Consider the following 23,839-nt stretch of genomic DNA (forward strand, 5'->3'; position numbering starts at 1 on the left):
CTTGCGTGCAGCATCTACTGGCGGACCCATAGAGCTGGTTCCTCGGCTAAGGCTGGTACGGGAAGACGAATGCGGTCTGACGTCGACGTTTCAAGCGCGTTGGCCGATAACTTTTTCCAAGCCCTACCTGGTAGAATAGGTTTGTATTCGGTGGCTCCCAGTGGTGGGCCTCATAGATACTTCTCATCTCCCTTTTACTTACCATGCGCAGTTTGAACGCCAGCACCGATGCTAAGCTGAAAGGCGTGCTGACTCCGCAGCAATTCAAGCCCTACCAAACTAGAATGCATGCGCAACCGCCGCCCGCCCGGTGAGCAGTCTGGCCGCCCCCGCCCCACAGGCCGCGGCTAGTAGCCCGCGCTACGGTAAGTAGTCCTACCCGAAGAACCTGCGCACGAAGAATCCTGTAGTTGCTACGGCAGCCATTTTTTCGCGGGCAGGTCCTTTTGCCGATCTTGCCATCTAGTTCAGCTCACCGTTTTGCAGGGTAACCACGCGCCCTGCCTCTTTTCTCTTTCTAGTAGTCCTAGAATTTAGTGCATGTTACAGAAGGACAGAACCACCTGGCAGCGCATTTTACGCGTGATTATTCACGTGGCTACCTGGGTAGCGGTGGCGTGCATACCCCGCCTGCTGAGCACGAACCCACCCCCATTTCGGCTGACTAACTTGCTTCCAACAATAGAGCTGGCGGGGTTTTTCTACTTGAACTACTACGTGCTGATTCCGCGCCTATTTACCCGGCGCAAGATGGCAACGTACTTCGCCATTGCCTTGCTGCTGTTGGGGGTAGTGTACACTCCCTTTCTGCTGCACCGCCTCGCGTTTAACCGCCCCGAGCGCCCCCCACGGCCGCCGAACGGCGTCCCCCATTCGCGCCCCCCCCAAGGAATGTGGATGATTGGGATTCTGGTGTGGATTATCAGCAGCGGCCTACGCATTACTAGCGAGCTGTTTGAAACCGAGCGGGCCAAGCGTGAATTGGAAAACAACCACCTCTCGGCCGAACTAGCGTTTCTGAAGTCGCAGGTGAGCCCGCACTTCCTCTTCAACACGCTCAACAATATCTATTCGCTGGCGCATTTGAAATCAGATGATGCCCCGGAGGCCATTATGCAGCTTTCTCAACTCATGCGCTACATGCTGTATGAGTCGAATGCGGCGCGGGTACCTCTGATGCGGGAAGTAGAGTACTTGCGCAACTACATGGACCTGCAGCGCCTGCGCCTCGACCCCAGCCAGGTAGACATTGAGTTTACAGTGAATGGGTCTTTGGATGGAAACCTCATCGAACCCATGCTGCTGATTCCGTTCGTGGAAAATGCGTTTAAGCATGGTATCAGCTTCCAACACCCTTCCCGCATTGCCGTGCACCTCACCGTGCGCGCCGATACACTATTATTTACGGTGCGCAACTCCCGCTTCCCGGAAGTGCCTACCGCCACCCACGACCCCAATTCGGGCATTGGACTGCCCAACGTGCGCCAGCGCCTCAACCTGCTTTACCCTGACCGGCATCAGTTGCAGCTGCATCAGACGAGCGACGAATTTATTGTAGACTTAACCCTAACGATGGCCTATGCTGCGGTGCCTGCTAGTTGACGACGAACCCTTGGCCCTGCGCCTACTCACAAATTACGTGGAGCGTGTGCCTTTCCTGGAGCTAGTGGGCACCTGCCGGAGCGCGCTGGAGGCAATGGCCGTGCTGCAAAAAGAACGGGTAGATGTGCTGTTTCTCGACATTCAGATGCCCGACCTGACGGGGGTAGAGTTCGTGCGCAGCATGCGTCCGGAGGCCCTCGTTATCTTCACCACGGCTTATGAGGCCTACGCGCTGGAAGGTTATAACCTGGATGCCGTAGACTACTTAGTAAAGCCCATTGCCTTCGAGCGATTCGTGAAAGCGGCCCAAAAAGCACAGGACCGCCTTGCGCCGCGTGGTGGAGCCGAGGTAGCACCGCCTGCCCCCACGCCGGCTGCTCCGGTGGCGCCCGCCCCCCATCCCGCCGATGATTTTATCTTCGTGAAAGCGGACTACCACACCCAACGCATTAACCTGCGCGACATCCGCTACCTGGAAGGACTGAAAGATTACATCAAAATCTTTGCCGGGGCCAAGCCCATTCTAACCCTCAATTCCCTGAAAGCATTTGAGGACCGGCTACCAAGCCATGACTTTGTGCGCGTGCACCGCTCCTATATAGTAGCGCTCAGCTGGATTGACTCTATTCGCAAAAATCGCATTTATATGGGCGAGGCCATCATCCCCATTGGCGACTCTTACGCCGATGCCTTTCACAAGCTCATTGAGGAACGCAACATGCACTAGCCAAGCAGTGCAGTGCTGCGCTACCCAAGGCTACTACCCCAAAGCGCCACGGAGGCAGCACAAATGGTTTGTGCTGCCTCCGTGGCGCTTTGGGGTGACTACCAACTCACCAGCCTTGCCTTCAGGCTTTCTTACTGCACCCGCGTGAGATAAACTCGTAGTTTGATGGGGTTCGTAACGTTGGCCGTGCCGCCCAGTATCGCCCGCTCGGGTGTGTCGGGCGAAGTGGAGGACAGCAGGAGCCCTTCGTTTGCTACCTCCCGCTTCAGCGCCGCCTCGTAGTAAGGCGTGAGGGAGAACGAGTAGCTTCCCTGCTCCAGGTTCGTGCGCGATGAGTAAGCGTAGGAGTACGCCGCGGTGAGGGTAGCGCCATTGAGGTCGGTGAGGTAAGAGCCGGAGTGGTTACCGCGGTCAGCTAGCTGCAAAACCAAGGTAGCCGGCGCAAACGCGCCTTTCTCCGTGCCTTGCACAGTTTCTAGCTGCAATTGAGCCGAGTTTAGCACCCACGTACCGCCCAGGTTGTTGAGGTCGAGGAGGTAGGGTACTTCAATTTTGGTTTGCAGCCCCAGCCCGCCCTGAATATAGGCCTCGGCGGCGGTGCGGGTACTGGCAATGGCTTGGCGCGAGGCAGTGAGCGAACTAAGCAGCGTGCTACTACGGTCAGCCTGCAGTTGGTAGAAGTGGCGACTACCGTCGGCAATGGTGAAGTCGCGGGACAGGGCCTCATCCGTCGCGGTAGGCAGGTGGTAGTAAAGGCGCAAGGTGGCGGAGGTAGAGGTTGCCAGAAAGCGTAGAATGGCGGCATTATCAGTAGCCCCCGGCGAGAGGCAAAAGCCAGGCAAGCGGGCTTCCAGCGCATCATCAGACGAAAGCTGGCGGCTAATGCCTGCGGTCAGTAGCTCGCGCCCTAAGGAGGCTGGCAGGGGCACGCGCAAAGTTGTCAGGTTGGGCCGCGCCCGAAAGGCCTGGGTTACCAGCGGCGTAGCGTTGTAGCCAACCGTGTTGAAGGCGTAGTACTTAGTATTGGGGCGCAGCGGTTCTCGCAGGCGATGCACCGCGAGGTGCTGCACCTTGGTAGTGTCGCCGTAGCGGTAGGTGTCCGTAGGGAGCAGCAGCACCACGGAGTCGTACACGGCAGAAACATCGGGCTCGAAAGTGGTACCTCCCAGCCCCAGCCGCAGGTAGCTGCGGGCCGTAATGGTGCCGAGTCGGTTATCTTGATACTGCCCCAGTAACAAGTAGCTGCTGGTAGATGTAACGACAGAATCGACGAGGACGGTGGACGTGCGAACGGTGAGGGTATCCACGAACAGGGTGCCGGTGGTGGTATCTACCACTAACTCCGAGCCTACGTCCGAAGGCTCTTCGCAGGAAGCCAGTAGCAGAACCAACAGCCCTAGCACCGGCAGGCCCGCCACGCGACAGGCCCACTGGTTAAGGAAAAAGCGTACCTTATTCATCCGCCGCGGCCGTGGGGTCCAGGTCCCAGAAGTCGTCGAGGCGGGTGCTACCGGTGGTACCTAAGCCTACGTAGCCCTTGTCGCCCAAGCCGAAGCCGATGGGTTGCATGCGGGCCGAGCCTTCAAAGCTAGTTTTCTGCGTCCAAGTGTCCTCAGTGGGGTCATATACCCAGCAGTCGGTGCGGTAGCCGTTGTTGTTGCCCAGGGCCACGTAGCCCAGGTTATTTACCACAAAGCTTACGGCATTCTGGCGCACCACGCTGCTGTAGTCGTAGTCTTCATCTTCGTTGAGCGTGAGCGTGCGGCGCTCGGTCCACTGCTCGGTGGCGGTGTTGTAGCCCCACACGTCGGTCTGGTTTACGCCATTATCCGAGCCCGTCAGGATGTAGCCCGTGTCGTTGAGCGTAAAGGCCACCGCGCCCAGGCGCTTGTTGCCGCCAAAGCTGGGCTTCTGCGTCCAGGTATCCGTGGTGGGGTCGTACTGCCAAAAGTCCTTTTTATAGTTGCCATCGTAGCCCGTACCCACATAGCCCTTATCGAGAATGCTCAAGCCCACGGCACCGTATCGGGCCGAGCCACCGAAGTCGGCTTTCTGCGTCCAGGTATTCGTGGTAGGGTCATACTCGTAGAAATCTTTGAGCCTGTTTACCCCGTCGTAGCCCGTACCCACGTAGCCCTTGCCATTGGCGGCGAAGGCAACGGCTTGGTAGCGGCCCACGCCGGGGAAGTCGGCTAGCTGCTTCCAGGTGTTGGTGGCCGGGTTGTACTCCCAGAAATCCTTGAATTTGTCGGTGCCATCGGTACCCAAGCCCACGTAGGCTTTCGCACCAATGGTAAAGCTTACGGCCGAGCTACGGGCAAGGCCTTCAAACTGCGACCGGCTGGCCCAGTTGCCCAGAATTTCTTCGTCGGCATCGTCGTCATCGTTGTCACAAGAGGTGGTCAGGTTCCAGGTTAACAGTAGCAGCAGCCACAGTAACACGCGGGGATGTTTCATACAAAAAATAGGTTGGTGTTTCAGCGGAGAGCTTTGCCGATGAGGAATAGGTTGCAGCCTAAAATGCCCTCTGAACCCTACAAACCTATTTCAGCGGCCCCGTCCTCTTCGCATTGGCTCTACCAATCCGCCGATAACCCAGACGACCTGGCAGTTTTCATCGGCAGTCCCGGCCCGAGAAAAAGTGGTGCAAGCACGAAAAAAGGCTCCCCCACCTGGGACTTCCCTGATGCCTGCACCCGCTAAGGTCACGCCGAAACTGAGGTTGTTCCGTACCTACTCGTATCTGCCCCTGCTTTCCCTTGCCTCCTTTTGCTTCGCATGCCTTGCCTTGCCACTTCCGAACGTTATAGTATCCGCTTACCTGAAGGCCACCGATTTCCTATTGCCAAGTATAGTCTGATTCGAGAGCAACTGCTTTGGCAGGGAATTGCGCCGCCCCAGGACTTCTACGACCCCGGCTTGTGCGCCGAGGAAGACATTTTGCGGGTGCACTCGCCCGACTACTGGCAGCGGGTGCGCGACTTGCAACTTACCCCGGCCGAAGTGCGCCGCCTGGGCTTACCCCAAAGCGCCGAACTAATGTGGCGCTCGTTGAGTAGCTCAGCGGGCACGGTGCAGTCGGCGCGGCGGGCCTTGCTGCAAGGGATTGGTATGAGCTTAGCGGGAGGCACTCACCACGCCTTCCGCGACCGGGGCGAGGGGTTTTGCGTGCTGAACGATATTGCTATTGCGGCGGCTCACCTGCTGCACCACCACTTGGTCCGGCAGGTGCTGGTAGTAGACCTTGACGTGCACCAAGGCGACGGCACGGCCAGTATTTTCCGGCAGGAGCCGCGCGTATTTACCTTTTCCATGCACGCGGGGGCCAACTACCCTTTGCGCAAAGAACAATCGGACCTGGATGTGCCCTTGGCGGTAGGCACCGACGATGCTACTTACTTACAAACTTTGCACCGCGTTCTACCAGCCCTTTTGGAACAAGTGCAGCCCGATTTCATCTTTTTTCAGGCCGGAGTAGATGTACTAGCCACCGACAAACTGGGCAAGCTGGCCCTCACGCAAGCCGGCTGCCGCCAGCGCGATGAGTTTGTGCTAGGCTTATGCCGGCAGCACCAAATACCCGTGGCCGTGAGCATGGGCGGGGGCTACTCAGAGCAGCTCCGCGACATTGTAGATGCCCACTGCAACACGTTTCAGGTAGCCTACAACGTATTCGGCTAAGGCTGGCCGTGCGCACCTAACGTTAGAAACGCAACTCACGCGGAGGCCCTTCCCGCCACTACTTTTGCACCTATGAACCTTCATAATCCTTTCACCGACCTGCCCGCTGCTACTGCTCTTCCCGTTCCTGCTTCGGGGGAGGCGGTAGGCACGCCCGCCCAGCAGGCTTTTCGCGCGGCCGTGGAGCAGGTAGAAAGCTTGCGCCAACGCCTGCGGGAAGTACGCGCCGAGCAAGCCGATGCCCGCCGCCGGTACTGGCAGCAGGTGGGCCCCGCCGCCGAGGCCGTTGTACAAGCCCGCCGGGCCCTATTCGCTCCCTTGGAAGAAGGATTGCTCCTAAGTTATTTCAGCCGGTTGGAGCATCGCCAGCTACAGGAAGTAATTCTGGGGAACGCGCGGGCCTTGCAAGACCGGTTTGGGGAAGACGCCGCCGACATATTGCGCAAGTACGGACCGCGCCGCCGCGTGGAAGACGAGGATGAGCCCGACAGCGCCACCTCACCGCCAACCCCACAGCCCAACTCTACCCTACCACCCCACGAGCAGGCGGCGGCCCAGGCCCGCAACCGCCGCAAGTCCAAGGCCGAGAAAGCCCAACTGGCCGCCGAGCAGCAAGCCCAGGCGGAGCAGCAAGCCCAGGCGGAGCAGCAAGCCCTGCTGGCAAATACCAAGAGCCTGTACCGCCAGTTGGCCCGCACCCACCACCCCGATTTAGAGCGCGACCCCGCCATTCAGCAGCAGAAAACTGCCCTGATGCAGCGCATCACGGAAGCCTACGAAGCCAACGACCTCTATACGCTACTGCAGTTGCTCTCCGAAGCCGCCCCCGCCGACCAAGCTGATGATACCGTGCTGGCCCGCTACACTCAGGCCCTGCACCGTCAGCAAACGGAGCTTAAGCAGGAACTACAGGCCCTTAAGTTTGGTGAAAACGGCTTTTCCGGGAGCAGCGGCAAGAAACGCGAGCAGGAATTACGGCAGATTAAACGCCACCTGCGGGCCGAGGCGGAGTACTTAGAACACATCTTGCGGCTGGTGCAGGAGCCCGAAGGCCTGCGCGAAGTGCTGCGCGAGCTTGCCAGCGCCGGCCACGACACCGTGTAGCCGAGTCCCTACACCCAAGATGGCACGGTGACGATTGGCCATCGTAATAATTGCAAGCTGAACAGTAAAGTGCTATCTTCCCCTTTGCAAAATATTCCTTTTCTAGTATATGCACCTTACTCAGAGCATTTAAGCTGGGTAGGCAGATAGCGCGCTTGTTCAGCTCTGCATGATTTTAACCCTTACGAACCTTCGGACCCAGTACGACCCTGATCTGTCTTTTGTGCGGCTACAATGGCACTCGGCCCAGCCTGGCATGGCTGGGTTTCAGCAGAGCTTAAACCTGGTGGCTTGTTTGGTGGAGCAAGGAACCGTGCACGACGCCCTCATTGACTTGCACGGCCTACCTAATATTGGTCTGGAAGATCAGTTTTGGCTTGCTACCAACTGGCTACCCCGAGTGTCCGTACCGGCCGTTCAGCGGGCAGCCCTTGTGCTACCGCCCTCAAACTCCTACAATCAGCTTGTAGTGGAAAGCCTGATTCGGACCGGGCGCCATTTTATGCATTATGACATCCAGTTCTTCACTACCAGCATAGATGCCTTAGACTGGTTGTTTCACGAGAAGCCGTGTACCCAAGAACACCTAGATACCGAGTGGAAAGAGCCTAAGCAGGTTTCTGCGGGGCTGTAGAACTTGATTTGCGCAGGAATGGTAAACTGCTGCTTAATTCTGCCACCGCTGTTTGTGCATTTGTGCCAAGAGGCGCCTATGCTACCCATCTACTGTAGAAACTCCACCACCTGCTGCATCACGGCGGGGTCGCGCATGATGCGGTTGTGGCCCAGGCCTGTGGTGGGCCGAAAATCCAACAGGGGCCAACTGGCGGCTATTTCCTGAGCCTCAGCGAAGGGAATGCTCGCGTCCGTATCGTCGTGAAAAAGCACGGCACGGTCTACTGGTAGTCTGCTCCCCATATGCAGCAAACTAAAGCTTTCGGCGTCGCGGCCGTGCTGGTCTTGTACGTGCTGCATCATGCGAGCAACGACGGCCGCTGGCAACCGCAGCAGGGCGGCAAAGCGTTGAGCCACGGCCATGGTACTACCCGGCACGGCCAACAGTACCAGCCGGGGCAACCGCCCAGTAGTGGCCTGGTTGAAGTGCACGGGCACACCCGCCGTAGCTGCTCCACCAAAAGAATGCGCCACCACGGCGTACACCTTCCCCAAAGTATCAGCCACGGCTTGCACCGCCGCGCCAAAGGCCGGCAGGGTGGTATGGGTACCGGGTGAGGCGCCATGAGCCGGCCCATCCACGGCTACCACCCGAAACCCCGCCGCCACCAACGTGCGCGCCAAGTAGCCCCAGAAGGAGGCCCGGTGCTCCCACCCGTGCACAAGAAGCACGGTACGCTGCCCGGCCGGGTTCCACTCGTAGGCGGCCACCTTACTGTGCGCCGTAGGTACCCAAAACAGCCGGGCATCGGCCAAAGCAGCTGTTTCCCATTTCTTCTCCACCAACCGGCGCGGCGTAGTGAAGAGCTGCCAAGCTGCCGCGAAGGCAAGCTTCGTAGAAACAGCAGCCAGCAGCCGAAACTTTACCCGCAGGAACTTTATACCGGGCGGATCTTGGGCAAACGCTGATGAAGAGTTCAAGGGAGTAACTGGCGGCATAAGAGCAGCTATATACACTAAGTGAACAGGGCGGTTTGCCCCCTAGGTAGTCAAGGACTGGGAAGTAGCGCTACTACCCCAAACGTGCCAGTAACTCTTCTACTTGTCGCTCCAGACGGGTTACGCGCTCTTCCACGAGGGCCGGGGGCCGCAGATAGGTGCTAAACACGCCCTGCACTTCCCATACTTCCAAGGCATCCGCGAACGGCAAGTCTTGCACCGGATAGTCGGGATTGTCGGCGCGCAGGCGCAACACGTTGTCGGATCGGTGCTCTACCAAACGACGCACCACCAACTGGTTTTGCAGCACAAAGGCATACAAGCGGCCCGCTCGCAGGCGCAGAGTGGCTTTGTCAACGCGGCAGGTAAGCAACACATCCTGATGACGCACCGTGGGCTGCATATCGGCCCCTTGCATCTCAAAGGCCCGAGTGGCCGACCCAAGCTCGTGCGGAAACGACAACGACGGCAGCGCGTCCACAAACGAGGCGTCATGATGGCGCACAATGTATTCCAATAGGCGCGCAGTGGGCACGTAGGGCGTTAGGTGCTGCGTGCGGTCAGCCAAGGCAGGCTCGGGTGCGGCTACCTCCGGCTGTTGGTAACGCTCAAAACCATAGAGGTCATTTACAGTGAGTTCTTTTGTAAGTAGCAGGTCTACCGACAGGCCAAAATAATGAGCAATCTGGATAAGTGTTTCCATTTTAGGCTCTGACCTACCCTCCTCGTACGCACCAACGCTGGGCCGAGCCAGGCCAAACAACTCCGCAAAAGCCGCCTGACTCAGCTTCTTAACAGTTCTGATCTTTCGAATATTCTTACCAACGTGCGACATGGCAGCAAAAAATATTTTCGCTCAAACTTTGAGCATATACTGAAACTTCAGTACCATTGCACCGTAAAGCTACCACATTACTGGCAAGGTAATTTCTAAAATACGCTATTTTTTTGAGCAAGTCATTAGCATAATGTGCTTGGAAAAGTAGCAATGGGTGCTGGTAGTTTCTCAACTCTTACCTCTTTATCTTACTATGCCCAACCGCTACTTCACCACTGTCAAGACCTTTTTACTGGAACTAGGCTTTGACATTCGCCATGAGGAGCCCACCGACAATGTACTAGTGGTCAATAAGCTGGAACTGGGCATCCGACACCTTGTGCTAAGCTGCGGGGAGCCCCTACTTATTCTGGAACAGTACCTGCTGGACGTACCGCAACCCTCCTGCGAAGTCTACCAGCTGCTACTCCAGAAAAATCGTGACATCATTCACGGAGCATTTGTGCTGGATGAGACGGGGCGCAAAGTCATCTTCCGCGACACTCTCCAACTAGAACACCTCGACCGCCCCGAGCTGGAGGCAGTTTTCAATTCCCTCGCCCTGCTGCTGAGCGAATTTGGCGACGAGCTGATTGCCTTTTCCAAAGGTTAATTTTTAACGCGGGGCCCTGCTTCGCACTACCCAGTATCTGCCATGAATATCTTCAACCGCATTTTCAAGATTGGGCAGGCCGAGGCGCATTCGGCCGTAAATCAGCTTGAAGACCCAATCAAAATGACTGAACAGGGCTTGCGCGACCTGCGCCACGACCTCGACAAAGCGCTGCATGCACTGGCCGAAGTAAAGGCCTTGGCCATTCGCAGCCGCAACGACAGGGCCGCTTACCAAGCCAAAGCCCTCGACTACGAAAACAAGGCCGTACTGCTGCTGCAACGGGCCCACCAGGGGGAACTAGCCGCCACCGAAGCGGACCGCCTAGCTAGCGAGGCGCTGGTAAAGAAAGCTGAGAACGAAGCTCATGCCGGCCGCAGCGCCCAAGAGCAGGCTACCTTCGAGGCCTCAGCCCAGCAACTGGAGCAGAACGTGCAGCAGCTCAAACAAACCATCAGCCAGTGGGACAATGAACTACGCACCCTGAAAGCCCGGGTAACGGTGAGCACCGCTACCAAGACCATTAATCAGCAACTGGCCCAGTTAGATTCCTCAGGCACCGTAGCGCTACTAGAGCGCATGAAGGAGAAAATTGCTACCGAAGAAGCCTTGGCCGAGTCGTACGGGCAGATTGCTCAGGAGAGCAAGTCCATCGACCAAGAGATTGATAAGGCCCTGGGTTCAACCGGCGCCGGGCAAGCAGCTACTGAGTTGCAAGCGTTGAAAGCTAAGTTAGGCCTATAAGCCTTCCTCATTTCCTTCATATTACTACTTGATCATCCGACTTGAACGATATGAATACCAGCGAAAAGAGTGCTTATTACTTGGGAGGGTTGATTGTTATAGCCACTGCTGTGGCGCGTGCGTTGCATTACCTCGACGCCTGCCAAACTGCCCCTATGGTGTTTGGATTTGCCATTCTTATTGCCGGGCAACAGCAGTACGTGAAGCGGCTGAAGCGCCGGAACGCGGAACTAGAAGGGGAGGCGCTACAACAGCAGTAACGAAGCTTCCCTACAAGCTACCCAAAGCTGGTACTGAGGCGCCTAGCTGGTTTTTTTGACCCTAACGGCTTAAAAGTATAGTACAGCTTACCGGAGTTTTCCTGACCTTTCTGAAGCGTTGCCAGCCTTACCCCTATGACCGAATTGCTGCACGAGGCTCTGCTGCCACCTAATCTGCTGCCTACCGGCCTGCTGGTGTTTGTGTTGTTGTATTGGCTAACGGTACTTGTGGGCGTACTTGATTTTAGGACAATTGATCTTGATACGGACCACTATATGGATACCGGCCACCACGTAGATGGCCACCATGAGGTAGGAAACGGGGGCGTTGCTTGGCTAAACCAGGCCCTGGCGTTTTTTAACCTGGGCCGCGTGCCGCTTATGATCTTTCTGAGCTTTGTGGTCTTGCCCCTGTGGATTGGCAGCATCCTGCTCAATTATACCCTCGGCAACACGGCGCTAGTACCTGGTCTTTTGCTGCTGCTGCCATTGCTGCTGGGGAGTCTGCTGGCAGCCAAATTTCTGACCCTGCCCTTTGTCCACCTCTTCACGGCCATGCAAGCCGGCCACGATGCCGGTACGCAGCCCCTTGGCAAAGTATGTACCGTGCTTTTGCCCACCACCGCCTACCGATTGGGCCAGGCTAGCGTGCCGGTGGTAACCGGGTCTCCGCTGGTGCTAAACGTGCATGCGGTCTCTCCCACTGCCAACCTTAGCAAGGGCGATACTGCTCTTGTCATCGACTACGACGCTACTCGGCGTTGCTACTTAATAGAACCGTATGAAATAGTGTGACAATCCTATATTTTGCACTAGCCTTGCAGGAGTGGCCCGCTTATGCCTGTTGCTTTCTCGCTCCAATCCCTGTGTTTTTCTACTAGCCAGACCCGTAGCGCTGCTGCACTTTTTTACTACTACTCGTCGGCCCTTCAAGTCAGTTTACGCTTTATTCTCCGCCAACCTACTTCACCCTGCTATTCATCATGACTGGTTTACTGCTCCAACTGAAAGCCTGGCTACACTGGCTGGGTCAGGTTCTGCTTGATGGAATGCTAGCGGACGTATTTGACCGGCTCGCTGACCTACTTTTTCCTTGAGTCATTACAGACTTCGGCGCAGCCACTTTAGGGCCTGATGCCCTCCGTTTCCCTCTTCTAGTACCTTTTGCCCTAGCGGCCGCCCGTCTTAACTGGCTGCTCTCAATCACTGTATCTATTCCCTACTCCTACCTCCTACATCCATGTTGGAACAACTTTCCCTGGCGGTGATTGTCATCGTCGCTGTCCTTGTATTGGGTTTTATTGCCCTTGTGGCGCGCATGTATCAGAAGGCCGTGCAGGGCGAAGCCCTTGTGCGCACCGGCCTAGGCGACACGCAGGTATCGTTTAGCGGCATTTTCGTGGTGCCCGTTCTCCACAAGCTGGAGGTGATGGACATCAAGCTGAAAACCATCGTCATTTCCCGCGCTGGCTCCGAGGGGCTGGTGTGCAAAGACAACATGCGCGCCGACGTGAAGGTGAACTTCTTTGTGCGGGTGAATAAGACGAGCCAGGACGTGGTAAACGTAGCTCAGAGCATTGGTGCCCACCGCGCCTCCGACCCTCAGGCCCTGGAAAGCCTCTTCGACGCCAAGTTTTCGGAAGCCTTGAAGACGGTAGGCAAGCATTTCGACTTCATTGAGTTGTACAACTCCCGGGAGCAGTTCAAGCAGCAAATCCTGACCATCATCGGCACCGACCTCAACGGCTACGTGCTCGACGACTGCGCCATCGACTACTTGGAGCAAACCCCGCTCACGGCCCTAAACCAAGATAATATTCTGGACGCGGAGGGCATTAAGAAGATTATTGCCCTGACTTCGGAGCAGAAGATTCAAGCCAACTCCATTCAGCGGGAGCAGCAGAAAACCATTAAAAAGCAGGACGTAGAGGCTCAGGAAACCATCCTGCAGCTTGAGAAACAGCTGATTGAGAATCAGGAAAAGCAGAAGCGCGAAGTAGCCAACATTAAGGCCCGTGAGCTGGCCGAAACAGAAAAAGTGTTGCAGGAGGAACGCTTAAAAGGCGAGAAAGCCCGCATTGCTACGGAAGAGGAAGTCCGCATTGCTGAGCAGAACCGCGACCGGCAGGTATTGGTAGCCGAGCGCAATAAGCAGCGCACCGACGCCGTGGAAACGGAGCGCGTAGCCCAAGCCAAAGCCCTCGAAGCCAACGAGCGGGAGCGGATTGTGGCCCTGGCCCAGATCGAGAAGGAAAAGGCCCTGGAAGAAGAGAAAAAGAACATCCAGACCATCATTCGGGAGCGAATTACAGTGGAGAAGGCCACCGTGCAGGAAGAGGAGAAAATCAAAGACACCCGCGCCCAGGCCCAGGCCGACCGCGAAAAGCTAATAGCCCTTACCGCGGCCAAGCAGCAAGCCGAAGCTGCTACCGTAGCTCTCGTGGGCAATGCCGATATGGAAAGGCAGGCGGCTGAGTTCCGCGCCAAGCAGGTCCTCATTGACGCCGAAGCTGAAAAAGCTTCCGCTGAGTTTAAGGCTCAGGCCATCCGTACCCTGGCTGAAGCCGAAGCCAGCAAAGCCGCCGCTGTAGGCCTGGCCGAAGCCCAAGTGATGCAGGCCAAAGCCACCGCCCGCCAGAAAGAAGGCGAAACCCAGGCCACGGTGCTCCAGCTCACTGCCGCCGCCGAAGCCCAGGCCATTCAGGCCAAAGCCGGTGCCCAGGCCGAAGCCGACGAGAAACTGGGCCTGGTAGCTGCCAAAGTGAACCGCGAGAAAGGCCTCGCCGACGCTGACATTATTCAGGCCAAAGCCGATGCCGACCAGAAGAAAGGCCTGGCCGAAGCCGCCGTATCGGAGCAGAAATTCGCGGTGGAAGCCAAGGGCATCGAAGCCAAGGCCGACGCCATGAAGAAGCTCGACGGCGTGGGCAAAGACCACGAGGAGTTCAAGCTGCGCCTCGACAAAGAGAAGTCGGTGGAGTTGGCCCAGATCAACATTCAGAAAGACATTGCCGCCAGCCAGGCCGACGTTATCGGCGAGGCCCTCAAGGCCGCCAAAATCGACATTGTGGGTGGCGAAACCATGTTCTTCGACCAAATCATTGGCTCTATCACCAAGGGTAAGATGATTGACCGCGCCGTGCACAACTCCGAAGTGCTGGGCACTGTGAAAGACGCGTTCTTCTCCCTCGACGGCGGTGGCGACTTCAAAACCAACCTCCGCCGCTTCGTGGACCAGTTCGGCCTGAGCTCCGACGACCTGAAAAACCTCAGCGTCTCGGCCCTGCTGCTGAAGATGATGAACCAAGCCGGCGACGACGCCACCCGAGCCACCATCACGCAACTAGCTGGCACAGCTACCGCGCTGGGTATTGGGGATAAGCCAGCCAAGATGCTGGAGTTGAAGTAAAACGCTTACGGCGCTAACAGGCGCCTCACCCCCTAGCCCCCTCTCCGGAAAAGGAGAGGGGGAACTAGCTTCTAGTTTTCTAGAGCGACGGAATGTCGGGCTATCAATTAGGCTTACTCTAGCATGAAAAGTATCTACTTCCTTTGTGGCGCCATTTTTATAGGGCTTACTATCCTCCTTTTACCGCAAAAATTAAAAGAACAGGAGGTAGCACGAGCCAACAACTTAGTGCAGGTCAAAATACATCAGTTTCCTAGCGACTGTGGCATTACGAGTAAAGCCAAACGATGGATGCGTATTGAATACCAAGGTCAGATATACTCCAAGCAGATAAGCCATGGCGACTGTATATCCTTAGAAGGAAGTCAACATATTGTAATGAAGCATCTTCCTAAGTATCCTGAAATCTTCTTACTTAAAGGTGATACTGGTGTGATTGAAATGGTAAGCGGTATAGCATTATTTGCTTTTGGACTCTTTTGCATTGGAACTGGTATCTGGGTTATTGTAGCTAGAAAATAGCTCCCCTCCTCAGATAAGGAGGGGTTGGGGGTGGTTGACCGGCGTTTGCACGATTAACTAACTCTAATTTTTAGTTCTAACCTCTCAACCACCCCTAGCCCCTCCTCATCCGAGGAGCGGAACTAGCTCTAGCCCATTCTCTATAGTTATGCCAGACACTAACCATATCCACAATTTAGGCTATCAGAAACCTATTCGTCGCACCCTGCGCAACAACCTCACTCCTGCCGAAGCCCTACTTTGGAAAGCTCTCCAGCGTAGCCAGCTAGCCGGTCGCAAGTTCCGCCGCCAGCATGGTATCGGACCCTATATAGTAGACTTCTACTGTCCGGCTGAAAAGCTGGTGGTAGGATTGGATGGTGCCGGGCATTTCACGGCTAGCGGCGAGGCACAGGATATGGAACGGGATGCTTACCTAGGTGGCCTAGACCTGAAAGTATTGCGGTTCGAGAATAAGCTAATAGCGCAACATATAGAAAGTGTATTGGCGGCCATTGAAGCTGCTTTTCAAGCTACCGTTCTACCACCAGCAACCACCCCTAGCCCCTCCTCATCTGAGGAGGGAAACTAGTCTCTAGCACTCGGAGGCTGGAACCCAATAGCTTCAACAATGAACTTCAAGCTGGTTTTTCCGGGTGGTTATTACATCCCTACTGAAGACGATTTCGCCGACTTACCTGGCTATGATGGTAACCCAAGCATCACAGACCATAACCTAGATGTTTACGTCCTCTTTGAAGATGGCCGAGTCTATGTAGGCACAGCCTTTACTGTAGCAAACGTTGCTCAATTGCTAGCCAAAGACGGCTTTTACTTCTGGGCTTCGGATATGTTCATTGTCAAAGACCTGGCTCAACAAACTATCCGGGACGCGGTGCAGAAAGCCATTGCCGACAGTTGTTTCAGTGCTATCTTTTCCTTCATCGGCTTTGCCGCAGCCATCTTCCCGGACTTTGTCTCCTACGAGCTTATCGAATAGTCTCTATCAAATTCAATTAGCTATTTCACTAACCCCTTCCGGCCTTCGCTTACCCAATGGAACAAACCGCCGCTACCCAACTCGAAACCGGCACCTACGAAATCCTGCGCAACCGCCTGCTCAAGAGCAGTAATGACTTGCGCCAGCGCTTAGATAAGCTGAACGCGGAGCGCAAGCAGGTATTTGGGGCGGTAGACACTCGCCTACTAGGCACCGGCCGCATTACTACGGAAAACAACTGCGTGCCTTGGGACATGGTACCGGTGGGGCAGCGGTTCATTTTCGGGTACAACGTGACCTTAGGGCTGAAGGCAGAGCCGGATTTGGCCGATGTATTTGGGGTGTATGAATACGCCGCGCATGAATTTCACCCCTTAGGCCTGGAGTTGCTGCAGAATCCGCAGTTTCTGGAGGAGTTCCGTAACCTGTACCGTTACTACAAGAACACCCAATTCGTGAAGTTCGCGGTGCTGGGCACGCACCTGTTCATGGTGTTTCGGGTGGGCAAGAGCGCCTCGGATGTGAAGACGTTTAAGTGGCTCATTCAGGGCGACACGCTCACCTACCTCGACAACCGCTCCGACCACGAGTACACCTTCCCGCCCCAGCACGAGTTCCAGTGGAAGCGCGCCACCCGCGACATGCAGCGCGGCGGCAAGCACCCCCACATCAGCATCGAGGACAAGGTATTTGTAGAGACTATTGGTGGCGACCTGACCATCAAAGTCGAGGACAACACCAGCACCGGGCAGGGCATTCTGAGCGAGCCGGTGGACGACAAGGACCAGACCCTGGACGACTCGGAAATCTACTTTGCGGTGGTGGGCAATCTGATTCTGCTCAAGATCCGGCCCTACCAGGAACAGCAGTACCGCTACTTCATCTTCAACTTTAAGCTCAAAACGGCCCAGCGTCTCGATGCCCTGGCCGATGCCTGCGTGCTGCTGCCCGACGGACAGGGCCTGATTTTCCCGCACGGCTTCTACCTGCAAACCGGCGACAACAAGCTCTTTGACAATGGGCTGCGGGAGATGCTGTTTGAGAAGCGGGTGGTGTCGCCGAACGGGGAGGATTTCCTGTACGTGTTCTACAACAAGGACCAGGGCACCTACCTGCTGCTGAGCTACAACCGCATTGCCCAGCGCGTCGACAACCCCATCGTGTGCCACGGCTACGCCTTGTTCGAGAACGGGGAGCTATGCTACTTCCGGGCCGATGACGAGCCCAAGAAGCACCACGCCGTGCAGATCTGGCAGACGCCCTACACGGCCCCGGATTTCGAGCTGCCCGTCACCTCCGACTCCTACCTTTACAAGCTGGGCAACAAGGAGATTATGCGGGCCATGAGTGAGGTGCAGGAAGTCCTGACGCTGACCAGCAAGGACGACTCCTACGCCGGCCTTTACCTCGACCTGATCCGCCAGACGACCAGCCTCACCGACGCCTACCACTGGCTGCGCGAACCCGCCGCCCAGGCCCTGGCCGGACCGCTGGGCGACATTCGGCAGACGGCTACGGCCGCCGTGGAGGAGTTTGAGAAGGTGCAGAGCATCCGCAAAAACACCGCTCAGCAAACCCAAACCGTCTTTCAGAAGGCCGACGAACTGACCGGCCGCATTCGTCGCTCGGCGCCTGATACCGTTACGGAGTTTGTGCAGCTGCTGGGCGAGCTGCGCGGGGTGCGGGGCGAAGTCATTTCCCTCAAGGAACTGCGCTACGTGGAGTTGCCGGCCGTGGAACAGCACGCTACTGGCCTAGAGGAGCTGAGCAAGGAGGTAGCTACCCAAACCGTGGACTTTCTGCTCCGGCCCGATGCCCTCCTGCCCTACGCCCAGCGCGTGCAGGCCATTGCCGACGGCGTGGAGCAGGTGCAGAAAACCGTGGAGGCCGACCAGCGCGAGCAGGAAACCACCGCCGTAGCCCAGGAGCTGGAGCTGCTGATTGAAGTGGTGAGCAACCTGCCCATCCCCGACCCGACCCAGACCACAGCCATCATCGACAATATCTCGACGGTGTATGCCCGCTTCAACCAGATTCGGGCGGCCCTGAAGCGGCGGCGGCAGGCCCTGGCCGGCACCGAGGCCCAGGCCGAGTTCACGGCCCAGCTTAAGCTGCTGGAACAGGCCCTCACCAACTACCTCGACCTGGCCGATACGCCCGCCAAGTGCGACGAGTACCAAACCAAGCTGATGGTGCAACTCGAAGAGCTAGAAGGCAAGTTTCCCGACTTCGACCAGTTTATCGAGCAGCTCACGACCCGCCGCGAGCAGGTAGTAGAAGCCTTCGAATCAAAGAAAACGGCCCTAGTGGCGGCCCGCAACCAGCGCGCCACAGCCCTGCTGCAAAGCGCCGAGCGGCTGCTGAAAGCCGTGCAAAGCCGCCTCACCCGCCTGGAATCGGTGGCGGATATCAACGGGTACTTTGCCGCCGACGTGATGGTGGAAAAGGTACGCCAGACGGCCCAGGAGCTTATCAACCTCGGCGACTCGGTGAAGTCGGACGACGTGCAGAGCCGCCTGAAAACTCTGCGCGAAGACGCCGTGCGCCAGCTCCGCGACCGGGCCGACCTGTTCGCCGATGGTGGCCAGACCCTCAAGTTTGGCTCCCACGCCTTCACCGTGAATACCCAGCCCCTGGAGCTGACCGTGGTGCTGCGCGACGATGCCCTGCACTACCACCTCACCGGCACTAACTTCTTCCAGGAGATAACCGACCCTGCCCTGCTGGCCTCCAAGCCCGTCTGGGAGCAAACCGTGGTGTCGGAAAACCAGGACGTGTACCGGGCCGAGTTCCTGGCCTGGCGCATCCTGCAGGCCGCTCAGCACCCCGTGCCGGCCGATGCGGAAGCCGGCCGCCCCGCCGTGCTGTCTGTGACCGAGCTAGGCCACCTCAGCGCCGTCGAGCTACTGGCCTACGTGCAGCAGTTTATGGCCTCGCGCTACCAGGAAGGCTACCTCAAAGGTGTGCACGACCACGACGCTGCCCTGTTGCTCACGGCCCTGGTGCGCCTCACCCGCACGGCAGACTTACTCCGCTACCCCGCCGACACCCGCGCCGCCGCGGCCCTCTACTGGCTGCGATTCGCTGCCCCCGACCAGCGCGCCCACTGGGAACGGCAGCTCCAGGGCATCGGGGTGCTGTTGCAGGTGTTCCCCGACTCCCAGGAGTTCGACGAGCTGAAAACCGAGCTGCAAGCCGCCGTGGAAACCTTCGCGGAGCAAACCGGCCTCTTCACCCTAGGCCAGGTAGCGGAAGCCGGCGACTACCTTTTCCACGAGCTAACCCACACTGGCACCTTCATCATTGCCGCGGAAGCCGCCGAGCTGTACCAGCAGTTTCAGAAGCAGCTGCAGGAGCGCCAGGCCACAGAGTTGTTTCAGCAGTCGGTGGCGGGCCTGCAGGACCAGCCCGCCGCCCAGCTTCCCCTGATTCGGCAATGGCTGCAGGCTTACCTGCGCCAGGCCCCGGCCGCCGCCACCCTCTCCGATTTCTGCAACGAGTGCGCCGTGCTCCTGCTCACCGGCACTTATGATTCGGCGCGAGTGGTGCACACGCTCCTGCGCGAAACCCTCACCGGCTTCCAGGGCAGCCACCCGCACATCGTCACGCCGGAAAATTCAAGCCCCCAAGACCCAAAGGCCCCTACCCCCAGCTACCACCTCAACTTCCCCGACTTCCGCCGCCGGCTGCTGCACTACGACCGGGTGCTGGTGCCGCAGTTCGAGCAGTTTCAGGAGCTGAAGAAGCAGCTGCTAGTGCGGGCCGCCCAGGACATGCGCCTGGAAGATTTCCGGCCGCGGGTGCTCACTTCGTTTGTGCGCAATCAGCTGATTGACAAAGTGTATCTGCCGCTGATTGGGGCCAATCTCGCCAAGCAGATCGGGACGGCGGGCGAGGGCAAGCGCACCGACCTCATGGGCCTGCTCCTGCTCATCTCGCCGCCCGGCTACGGCAAAACCACGCTCATGGAGTACGTGGCCAACCGCCTAGGCCTCATCTTCATGAAGATCAACGGGCCGGCCATTGGGCACGCCGTCACCAGCGTAGACCCCGCCCAGGCTCCCAACGCCGGGGCGCGGCAGGAGCTGGAGAAGCTGAACCTGGCCTTCGAGATGGGCGACAACGTGATGATTTACGTGGACGACATCCAGCACTGCAACCCGGAGTTTCTGCAGAAGTTCATCTCCCTCTGCGATGCCCAGCGCAAGATTGAGGGCGTGTACGAAGGCCGCGCCCGTACCTACGACTTCCGGGGCCGCAAGGTGGCGGTGGTGATGGCCGGCAACCCCTACACCGAAAGCGGCGACGTGTTTCAGCTGCCCGACATGCTGGCCAACCGCGCCGACATCTACAACCTCGGCGACATTCTCACGGCGGGCTCCGAGGAAGCCTTCCGCCTCTCCTACCTCGAAAACGCCCTCACCAGCAACGCCGCCCTGGGCCGCCTCGCTACCCAAAGCCCCCAGGACGTGCCCGCCCTCATCCGCCTCGCCGAAACCGGGCAGCAGGACGGTCTCAGCTTCGAGGGCAACCACTCGCCCGAGGAGCTAAACGAGTACGTGGCGGTGCTGCAAAAGCTGCTGCGCCTGCGCGACGTGGTGGCCCGTGTGAATGCGGCCTACATTGCCAGCGCCGCCCAGGCCGACGCCTACCGCACCGAGCCGCCGTTCAAGCTGCAGGGCTCCTACCGCAACATGAACAAGCTGGCCGAGAAAGTGCGCCCCGTGATGAACGACCAGGAAATAACGGACCTACTGGCCGCCCACTACGAAAGCGAAGCCCAAACCCTGACCAGCGCCACCGAAGCCAACCTGCTCAAGCTGCGCGAGCTGCTGGGCTGGCTCACCCCCGCCGAGGAAGCCCGCTGGCAGGAAATCAAAGCCACCTTCCGCGACAACCTCCGCAATTCCGGCGCCGGCCAGCTCCTACAGATGCTCGATAAGCTGGAAAACATTGCCGGTGGCCTAAGTGGGATTCGGGAGGTATTAAAGCGGTAGTAATACTTATTCTCTTTCTACTAGCAAGCTGCCATTAGTAGTTAAATCTACTAGGCCCTCTAAAAATCATAGCGAATCACATGTCAACATTAAGAATAGAAAGCACTAGCCTTTGGTTAAGCTCATTAGCTGCAAGACCAGATGATCAGCATTCAATCAAGAGAGATGAGCTTAGAGCAGCCTTCTTTAAGTTCCGTCAAAATGCGTCACAACTTGTTGCCCAAATAGCCAATCACTTACCTGGATTAACTAAGCATGACGTCACACATTTAGATGCTTTGTGGGAAACTGCTAGCTTAGTTGCTGGTGAGGAATACCCACTCAATGCCCTAGAAGGATTTGTTCTGGGAGGTGCTATATTACTTCATGATTCTGCTTTATGTTTTGAAGCATACGACAATGGAATCAGTGGAGTAAGAGCAACAACTACTTGGAAAGATGCCTTTGCAATTGCCTTTGAAGAAAATAAGGAGGAAGCTGAATCTATTGCTGACTTTGCTGCACTTAGGCATTTGCATGCAAGTCAGGCTACTAGGCTTGTAGAAAAAAGTTGGTCAGATCCTGACACGGGAGAGCCATTTTTCCTTATTGAGGATCAAAGCTTAAGAAAGCATTTAGGTCAACTTATTGGGCAAATTGCTGCTAGCCACCATTGGGACATAGATAAGGTTGCTGCTACATTTCCGGTACAAACTAATGCTCCTGCTTCATTTCCTAGAAATTGGAGAATTGACCCAGTAAAAATAGCATGCTTATTAAGATGTGCCGATGCTGCTCATCTTGACAATGAACGTGCCCCCGACTTTCTATACGCTCTTTTAAAAAGAAAAGGAATTTCGTTTAATCATTGGCAAGCTCAAAATAGACTGTCAAGTGTCGACCTAGATCAGTCTGATTTGAGCCAGTCTACAATTTTATTTACTTCTACAAGAAATTTTACCGAAGAAGAATCAGAATCATGGTGGGTTGCATTTGATGCTGCAACTGTAGTAGATAAAGAAATTAGGTCTTGTAATGCTCTGCTAGAATCTAGAAACGTTCCAACTCCTCAGTTTAAAGTAAAACGCGTTAGAGGAGTAGAATCACCAGAAATGATGATTCCCTATATAAAAGCAGAGGGATGGTCACCTTGTTCGGCTGAGATACACGTTGGGAATGTTGAGAGACTAATTAGAAATTTAGGTGGGGACAAGCTATATGGAACAGATAGCGACAAGTTATTCATTGTTGTAAGGGAATTGGTTCAGAATTCTCGGGATGCAGTTCATGCTAGGCGCGTGATGGAGCCCAGCTTTGAAGGAAAAATTTCGATAAGAATACAAAGTAAGGATGGTGATGATTGGCTTATTATCGAAGACAATGGTGTTGGAATGACTGAGCGAGTGCTCACTGGGCCATTACTTGACTTTGGAACAAGTTTATGGAAATCTGCCCTCGTACAAAGTGAATTCCCAGGTCTTCTATCATCCAATTTTAAATCTTCCGGGCAGTTTGGCGTAGGCTTTTATTCAATCTTTATGATTTCGGAAGAAGTATACATTACAAGCAAACCCTGGCGCGAAGGCATCAATAATGCAAAGCAACTACATTTTAAGAATGGATTATCATTAAGGCCTCTTCTTAAAAGGGGTATTGTTGAAGGCTTTAATTCGACGTCTTCAACACAAGTAAAGTTACGCCTGAAAGATGGTATATTACCAAATAATTCTACCGTAGAAGTAAGGCGCCAAACTATTAACTCAACAAATTTTGATATTCCTTTAGACAAATACTTTGCAACCATTGTTGCTGGCCTTGATGTATCTGTTTTTTTCTCTTTACAAAACTCAGAAGAAACAGAAATTCATCACGATATATCAAATAAAGAATTCAACAAAGAAAAATGGCTAGAAAATATTTCGTATGCAAATTATCAATCATCGCAAAACACCCTTGAATATCTTCACAATAATTTCCATAGACTAAGATACATTAAAGAGAATGGCAAAATATTAGGATTAGCAGCTCTGTCTAGTTATCCATCAAGCGAACACAATTTTCTAAATATTCGAACAGTTAGCGGGCTGGCAACTTCAATTCATGGAAGAAATGCTTCAGACTACATAGGATTCATTGATTATCTACCAGAGTCAGCTAGAAGGGATGGGATACAATATACTGCCTCAAAAAGCACAATGCTTGAATGGGCACAAGAGCAGTACGATATGTTAAAGGAGCATGATTTAGATCCATTCTCGAGATATTCAACAGCTTCAAGTTTATGTCATTTTGGCATTGACCCTACATTAATAGGAAGAATTTTAGTTTTGATAAATAATCAATATATATTCTTAAGTTTTGATCAAATTGCGGAACTAGCAGAAAGAATTAAGATTGGATTTTTCAAATCAAGCTTTGGTAATTACATAGAAACCAATCACGAAACAACACCCATGGATGAATATGCATTAATACGGCCTTTACAGGCAGGTAATTTTATCACGTTAAATTTATCATCTGGCTTTCCTCCTAATGACAACAGTATTGCAGACTGTATACACAGAGCTATTGTTAAAAGAGGTAAAACCCCTTTATGGACAACAGAAAGTTCGGTAATTAAATCCTTTTTTGGAATGATAGACTTCGTCACGCTTAGCATTCAATAAACTTCTACAGATTTACTACTAGCTAACGAATGCTTATTTATTTCAATATTCTTCGCTGAGTTCAATCATTTACTATACTAGTTTCGGCGTCTCCAAAAATAAAAAGACAGCAGTTGTCAATGCTT

General features: G+C 55.4%; 19 protein-coding genes. 15 read left to right on the forward strand and 4 right to left on the reverse strand.

Annotated elements, in window-relative coordinates; all coding sequences use genetic code 11:
• The first annotated feature begins 540 nt into the window (after nucleotides 1-540).
• Together CHB83_RS11325 and CHB83_RS11330 are read left to right on the forward strand one after the other, a co-directional pair.
• Nucleotides 541-1,602: a sensor histidine kinase gene (locus CHB83_RS11325; RefSeq protein ID WP_089332698.1), complete on the forward strand. Its 1,062-nt coding sequence runs from the start codon at nucleotides 541-543 to the stop codon at nucleotides 1,600-1,602.
• Nucleotides 1,580-2,329 (forward strand): LytR/AlgR family response regulator transcription factor, encoded by a 750-nt coding sequence (locus CHB83_RS11330; RefSeq protein ID WP_089332699.1) that lies wholly within the window; start codon nucleotides 1,580-1,582, stop codon nucleotides 2,327-2,329. Before CHB83_RS11325 ends, CHB83_RS11330 begins: the two co-directional genes overlap by 23 nt.
• A gap of 131 nt (nucleotides 2,330-2,460) precedes the next feature.
• On the opposite strand, the gene CHB83_RS11335 is transcribed toward CHB83_RS11330, so the two are convergent.
• Together CHB83_RS11335 and CHB83_RS11340 are read right to left on the reverse strand one after the other, a co-directional pair.
• Nucleotides 2,461-3,789, reverse strand: a complete 1,329-nt coding sequence (locus CHB83_RS11335; protein ID WP_089332700.1) for a DUF4270 family protein — start codon at nucleotides 3,787-3,789, stop codon at nucleotides 2,461-2,463.
• Nucleotides 3,782-4,786: a Kelch repeat-containing protein gene (locus tag CHB83_RS11340; RefSeq protein ID WP_089332701.1), complete on the reverse strand. Its 1,005-nt coding sequence runs from the start codon at nucleotides 4,784-4,786 to the stop codon at nucleotides 3,782-3,784. The genes CHB83_RS11335 and CHB83_RS11340 overlap by 8 nt, the downstream gene beginning before the upstream one ends.
• Before the next feature lie 321 nt (nucleotides 4,787-5,107).
• Here CHB83_RS11340 and CHB83_RS11345 point away from each other — a divergent pair, with 321 nt between their 5' ends.
• The 3 genes from CHB83_RS11345 (at nucleotide 5,108) to CHB83_RS11355 (ending at nucleotide 7,748) form a co-directional block, all read left to right on the forward strand.
• Entirely contained in the window at nucleotides 5,108-6,010 is a 903-nt protein-coding gene (locus CHB83_RS11345) for a histone deacetylase family protein (RefSeq protein ID WP_089332702.1), read from the forward strand.
• A 72-nt stretch (nucleotides 6,011-6,082) separates the two neighbouring features.
• Nucleotides 6,083-7,114: a J domain-containing protein gene (locus tag CHB83_RS11350; RefSeq protein WP_089332703.1), complete on the forward strand. Its 1,032-nt coding sequence runs from the start codon at nucleotides 6,083-6,085 to the stop codon at nucleotides 7,112-7,114.
• Between the two features lie 169 nt (nucleotides 7,115-7,283).
• Nucleotides 7,284-7,748 (forward strand): hypothetical protein, encoded by a 465-nt coding sequence (locus tag CHB83_RS11355; RefSeq protein ID WP_089332704.1) that lies wholly within the window; start codon nucleotides 7,284-7,286, stop codon nucleotides 7,746-7,748.
• Between the two features lie 89 nt (nucleotides 7,749-7,837).
• Here the strand turns inward: CHB83_RS11355 and CHB83_RS11360 are convergent, their stop codons facing one another.
• Both CHB83_RS11360 and CHB83_RS11365 read right to left on the reverse strand, forming a co-directional pair.
• On the reverse strand, nucleotides 7,838-8,710 hold the full coding sequence (locus CHB83_RS11360) for an alpha/beta fold hydrolase (RefSeq protein ID WP_179225517.1): 873 nt from the start codon (nucleotides 8,708-8,710) through the stop codon (nucleotides 7,838-7,840).
• A gap of 91 nt (nucleotides 8,711-8,801) precedes the next feature.
• The gene (locus CHB83_RS11365; protein WP_089332706.1) at nucleotides 8,802-9,563 is read right to left on the reverse strand and encodes an XRE family transcriptional regulator; all 762 of its coding nucleotides are present in this window, start codon (nucleotides 9,561-9,563) and stop codon (nucleotides 8,802-8,804) included.
• A gap of 196 nt (nucleotides 9,564-9,759) precedes the next feature.
• Here CHB83_RS11365 and CHB83_RS11370 point away from each other — a divergent pair, with 196 nt between their 5' ends.
• From CHB83_RS11370 to CHB83_RS11415, 10 genes are all read left to right on the forward strand, one after another.
• Nucleotides 9,760-10,158 carry a YbjN domain-containing protein gene (locus CHB83_RS11370; protein WP_045688741.1) on the forward strand — a complete coding sequence of 133 codons (399 nt, stop codon included), beginning with the start codon at nucleotides 9,760-9,762 and terminating at the stop codon, nucleotides 10,156-10,158.
• Between the two features lie 42 nt (nucleotides 10,159-10,200).
• Nucleotides 10,201-10,902 (forward strand): PspA/IM30 family protein, encoded by a 702-nt coding sequence (locus CHB83_RS11375; protein WP_089332707.1) that lies wholly within the window; start codon nucleotides 10,201-10,203, stop codon nucleotides 10,900-10,902.
• 50 nt (nucleotides 10,903-10,952) lie between these two features.
• Complete coding sequence (locus tag CHB83_RS11380; RefSeq protein WP_045688739.1) at nucleotides 10,953-11,162, forward strand: hypothetical protein; 210 nt, start codon at nucleotides 10,953-10,955, stop codon at nucleotides 11,160-11,162.
• A 135-nt stretch (nucleotides 11,163-11,297) separates the two neighbouring features.
• Nucleotides 11,298-11,957, forward strand: coding sequence for a hypothetical protein (locus CHB83_RS11385; protein WP_089332708.1), 660 nt, complete (start codon nucleotides 11,298-11,300; stop codon nucleotides 11,955-11,957).
• 445 nt (nucleotides 11,958-12,402) lie between these two features.
• Nucleotides 12,403-14,571 (forward strand): flotillin family protein, encoded by a 2,169-nt coding sequence (locus tag CHB83_RS11390; RefSeq protein WP_245855330.1) that lies wholly within the window; start codon nucleotides 12,403-12,405, stop codon nucleotides 14,569-14,571.
• A gap of 123 nt (nucleotides 14,572-14,694) precedes the next feature.
• A complete protein-coding gene (locus tag CHB83_RS11395) occupies nucleotides 14,695-15,093 on the forward strand; it encodes a hypothetical protein (RefSeq protein WP_089332709.1) in 399 nt (132 codons plus the stop codon).
• Between the two features lie 148 nt (nucleotides 15,094-15,241).
• Entirely contained in the window at nucleotides 15,242-15,664 is a 423-nt protein-coding gene (locus CHB83_RS11400) for an endonuclease domain-containing protein (protein ID WP_089332710.1), read from the forward strand.
• Between the two features lie 39 nt (nucleotides 15,665-15,703).
• Nucleotides 15,704-16,072 carry a hypothetical protein gene (locus CHB83_RS11405; protein ID WP_089332711.1) on the forward strand — a complete coding sequence of 123 codons (369 nt, stop codon included), beginning with the start codon at nucleotides 15,704-15,706 and terminating at the stop codon, nucleotides 16,070-16,072.
• A gap of 56 nt (nucleotides 16,073-16,128) precedes the next feature.
• Nucleotides 16,129-21,069 carry a DNA repair ATPase gene (locus CHB83_RS11410; RefSeq protein WP_089332712.1) on the forward strand — a complete coding sequence of 1,647 codons (4,941 nt, stop codon included), beginning with the start codon at nucleotides 16,129-16,131 and terminating at the stop codon, nucleotides 21,067-21,069.
• 80 nt (nucleotides 21,070-21,149) lie between these two features.
• Nucleotides 21,150-23,714 carry an HD domain-containing protein gene (locus tag CHB83_RS11415; protein WP_089332713.1) on the forward strand — a complete coding sequence of 855 codons (2,565 nt, stop codon included), beginning with the start codon at nucleotides 21,150-21,152 and terminating at the stop codon, nucleotides 23,712-23,714.
• Nucleotides 23,715-23,839: the final 125 nt, after the last annotated feature.

Origin of the sequence: Hymenobacter mucosus (genome assembly GCF_900188255.1) — a bacterium.
GTDB classification, from domain to species: domain Bacteria; phylum Bacteroidota; class Bacteroidia; order Cytophagales; family Hymenobacteraceae; genus Hymenobacter; species Hymenobacter mucosus.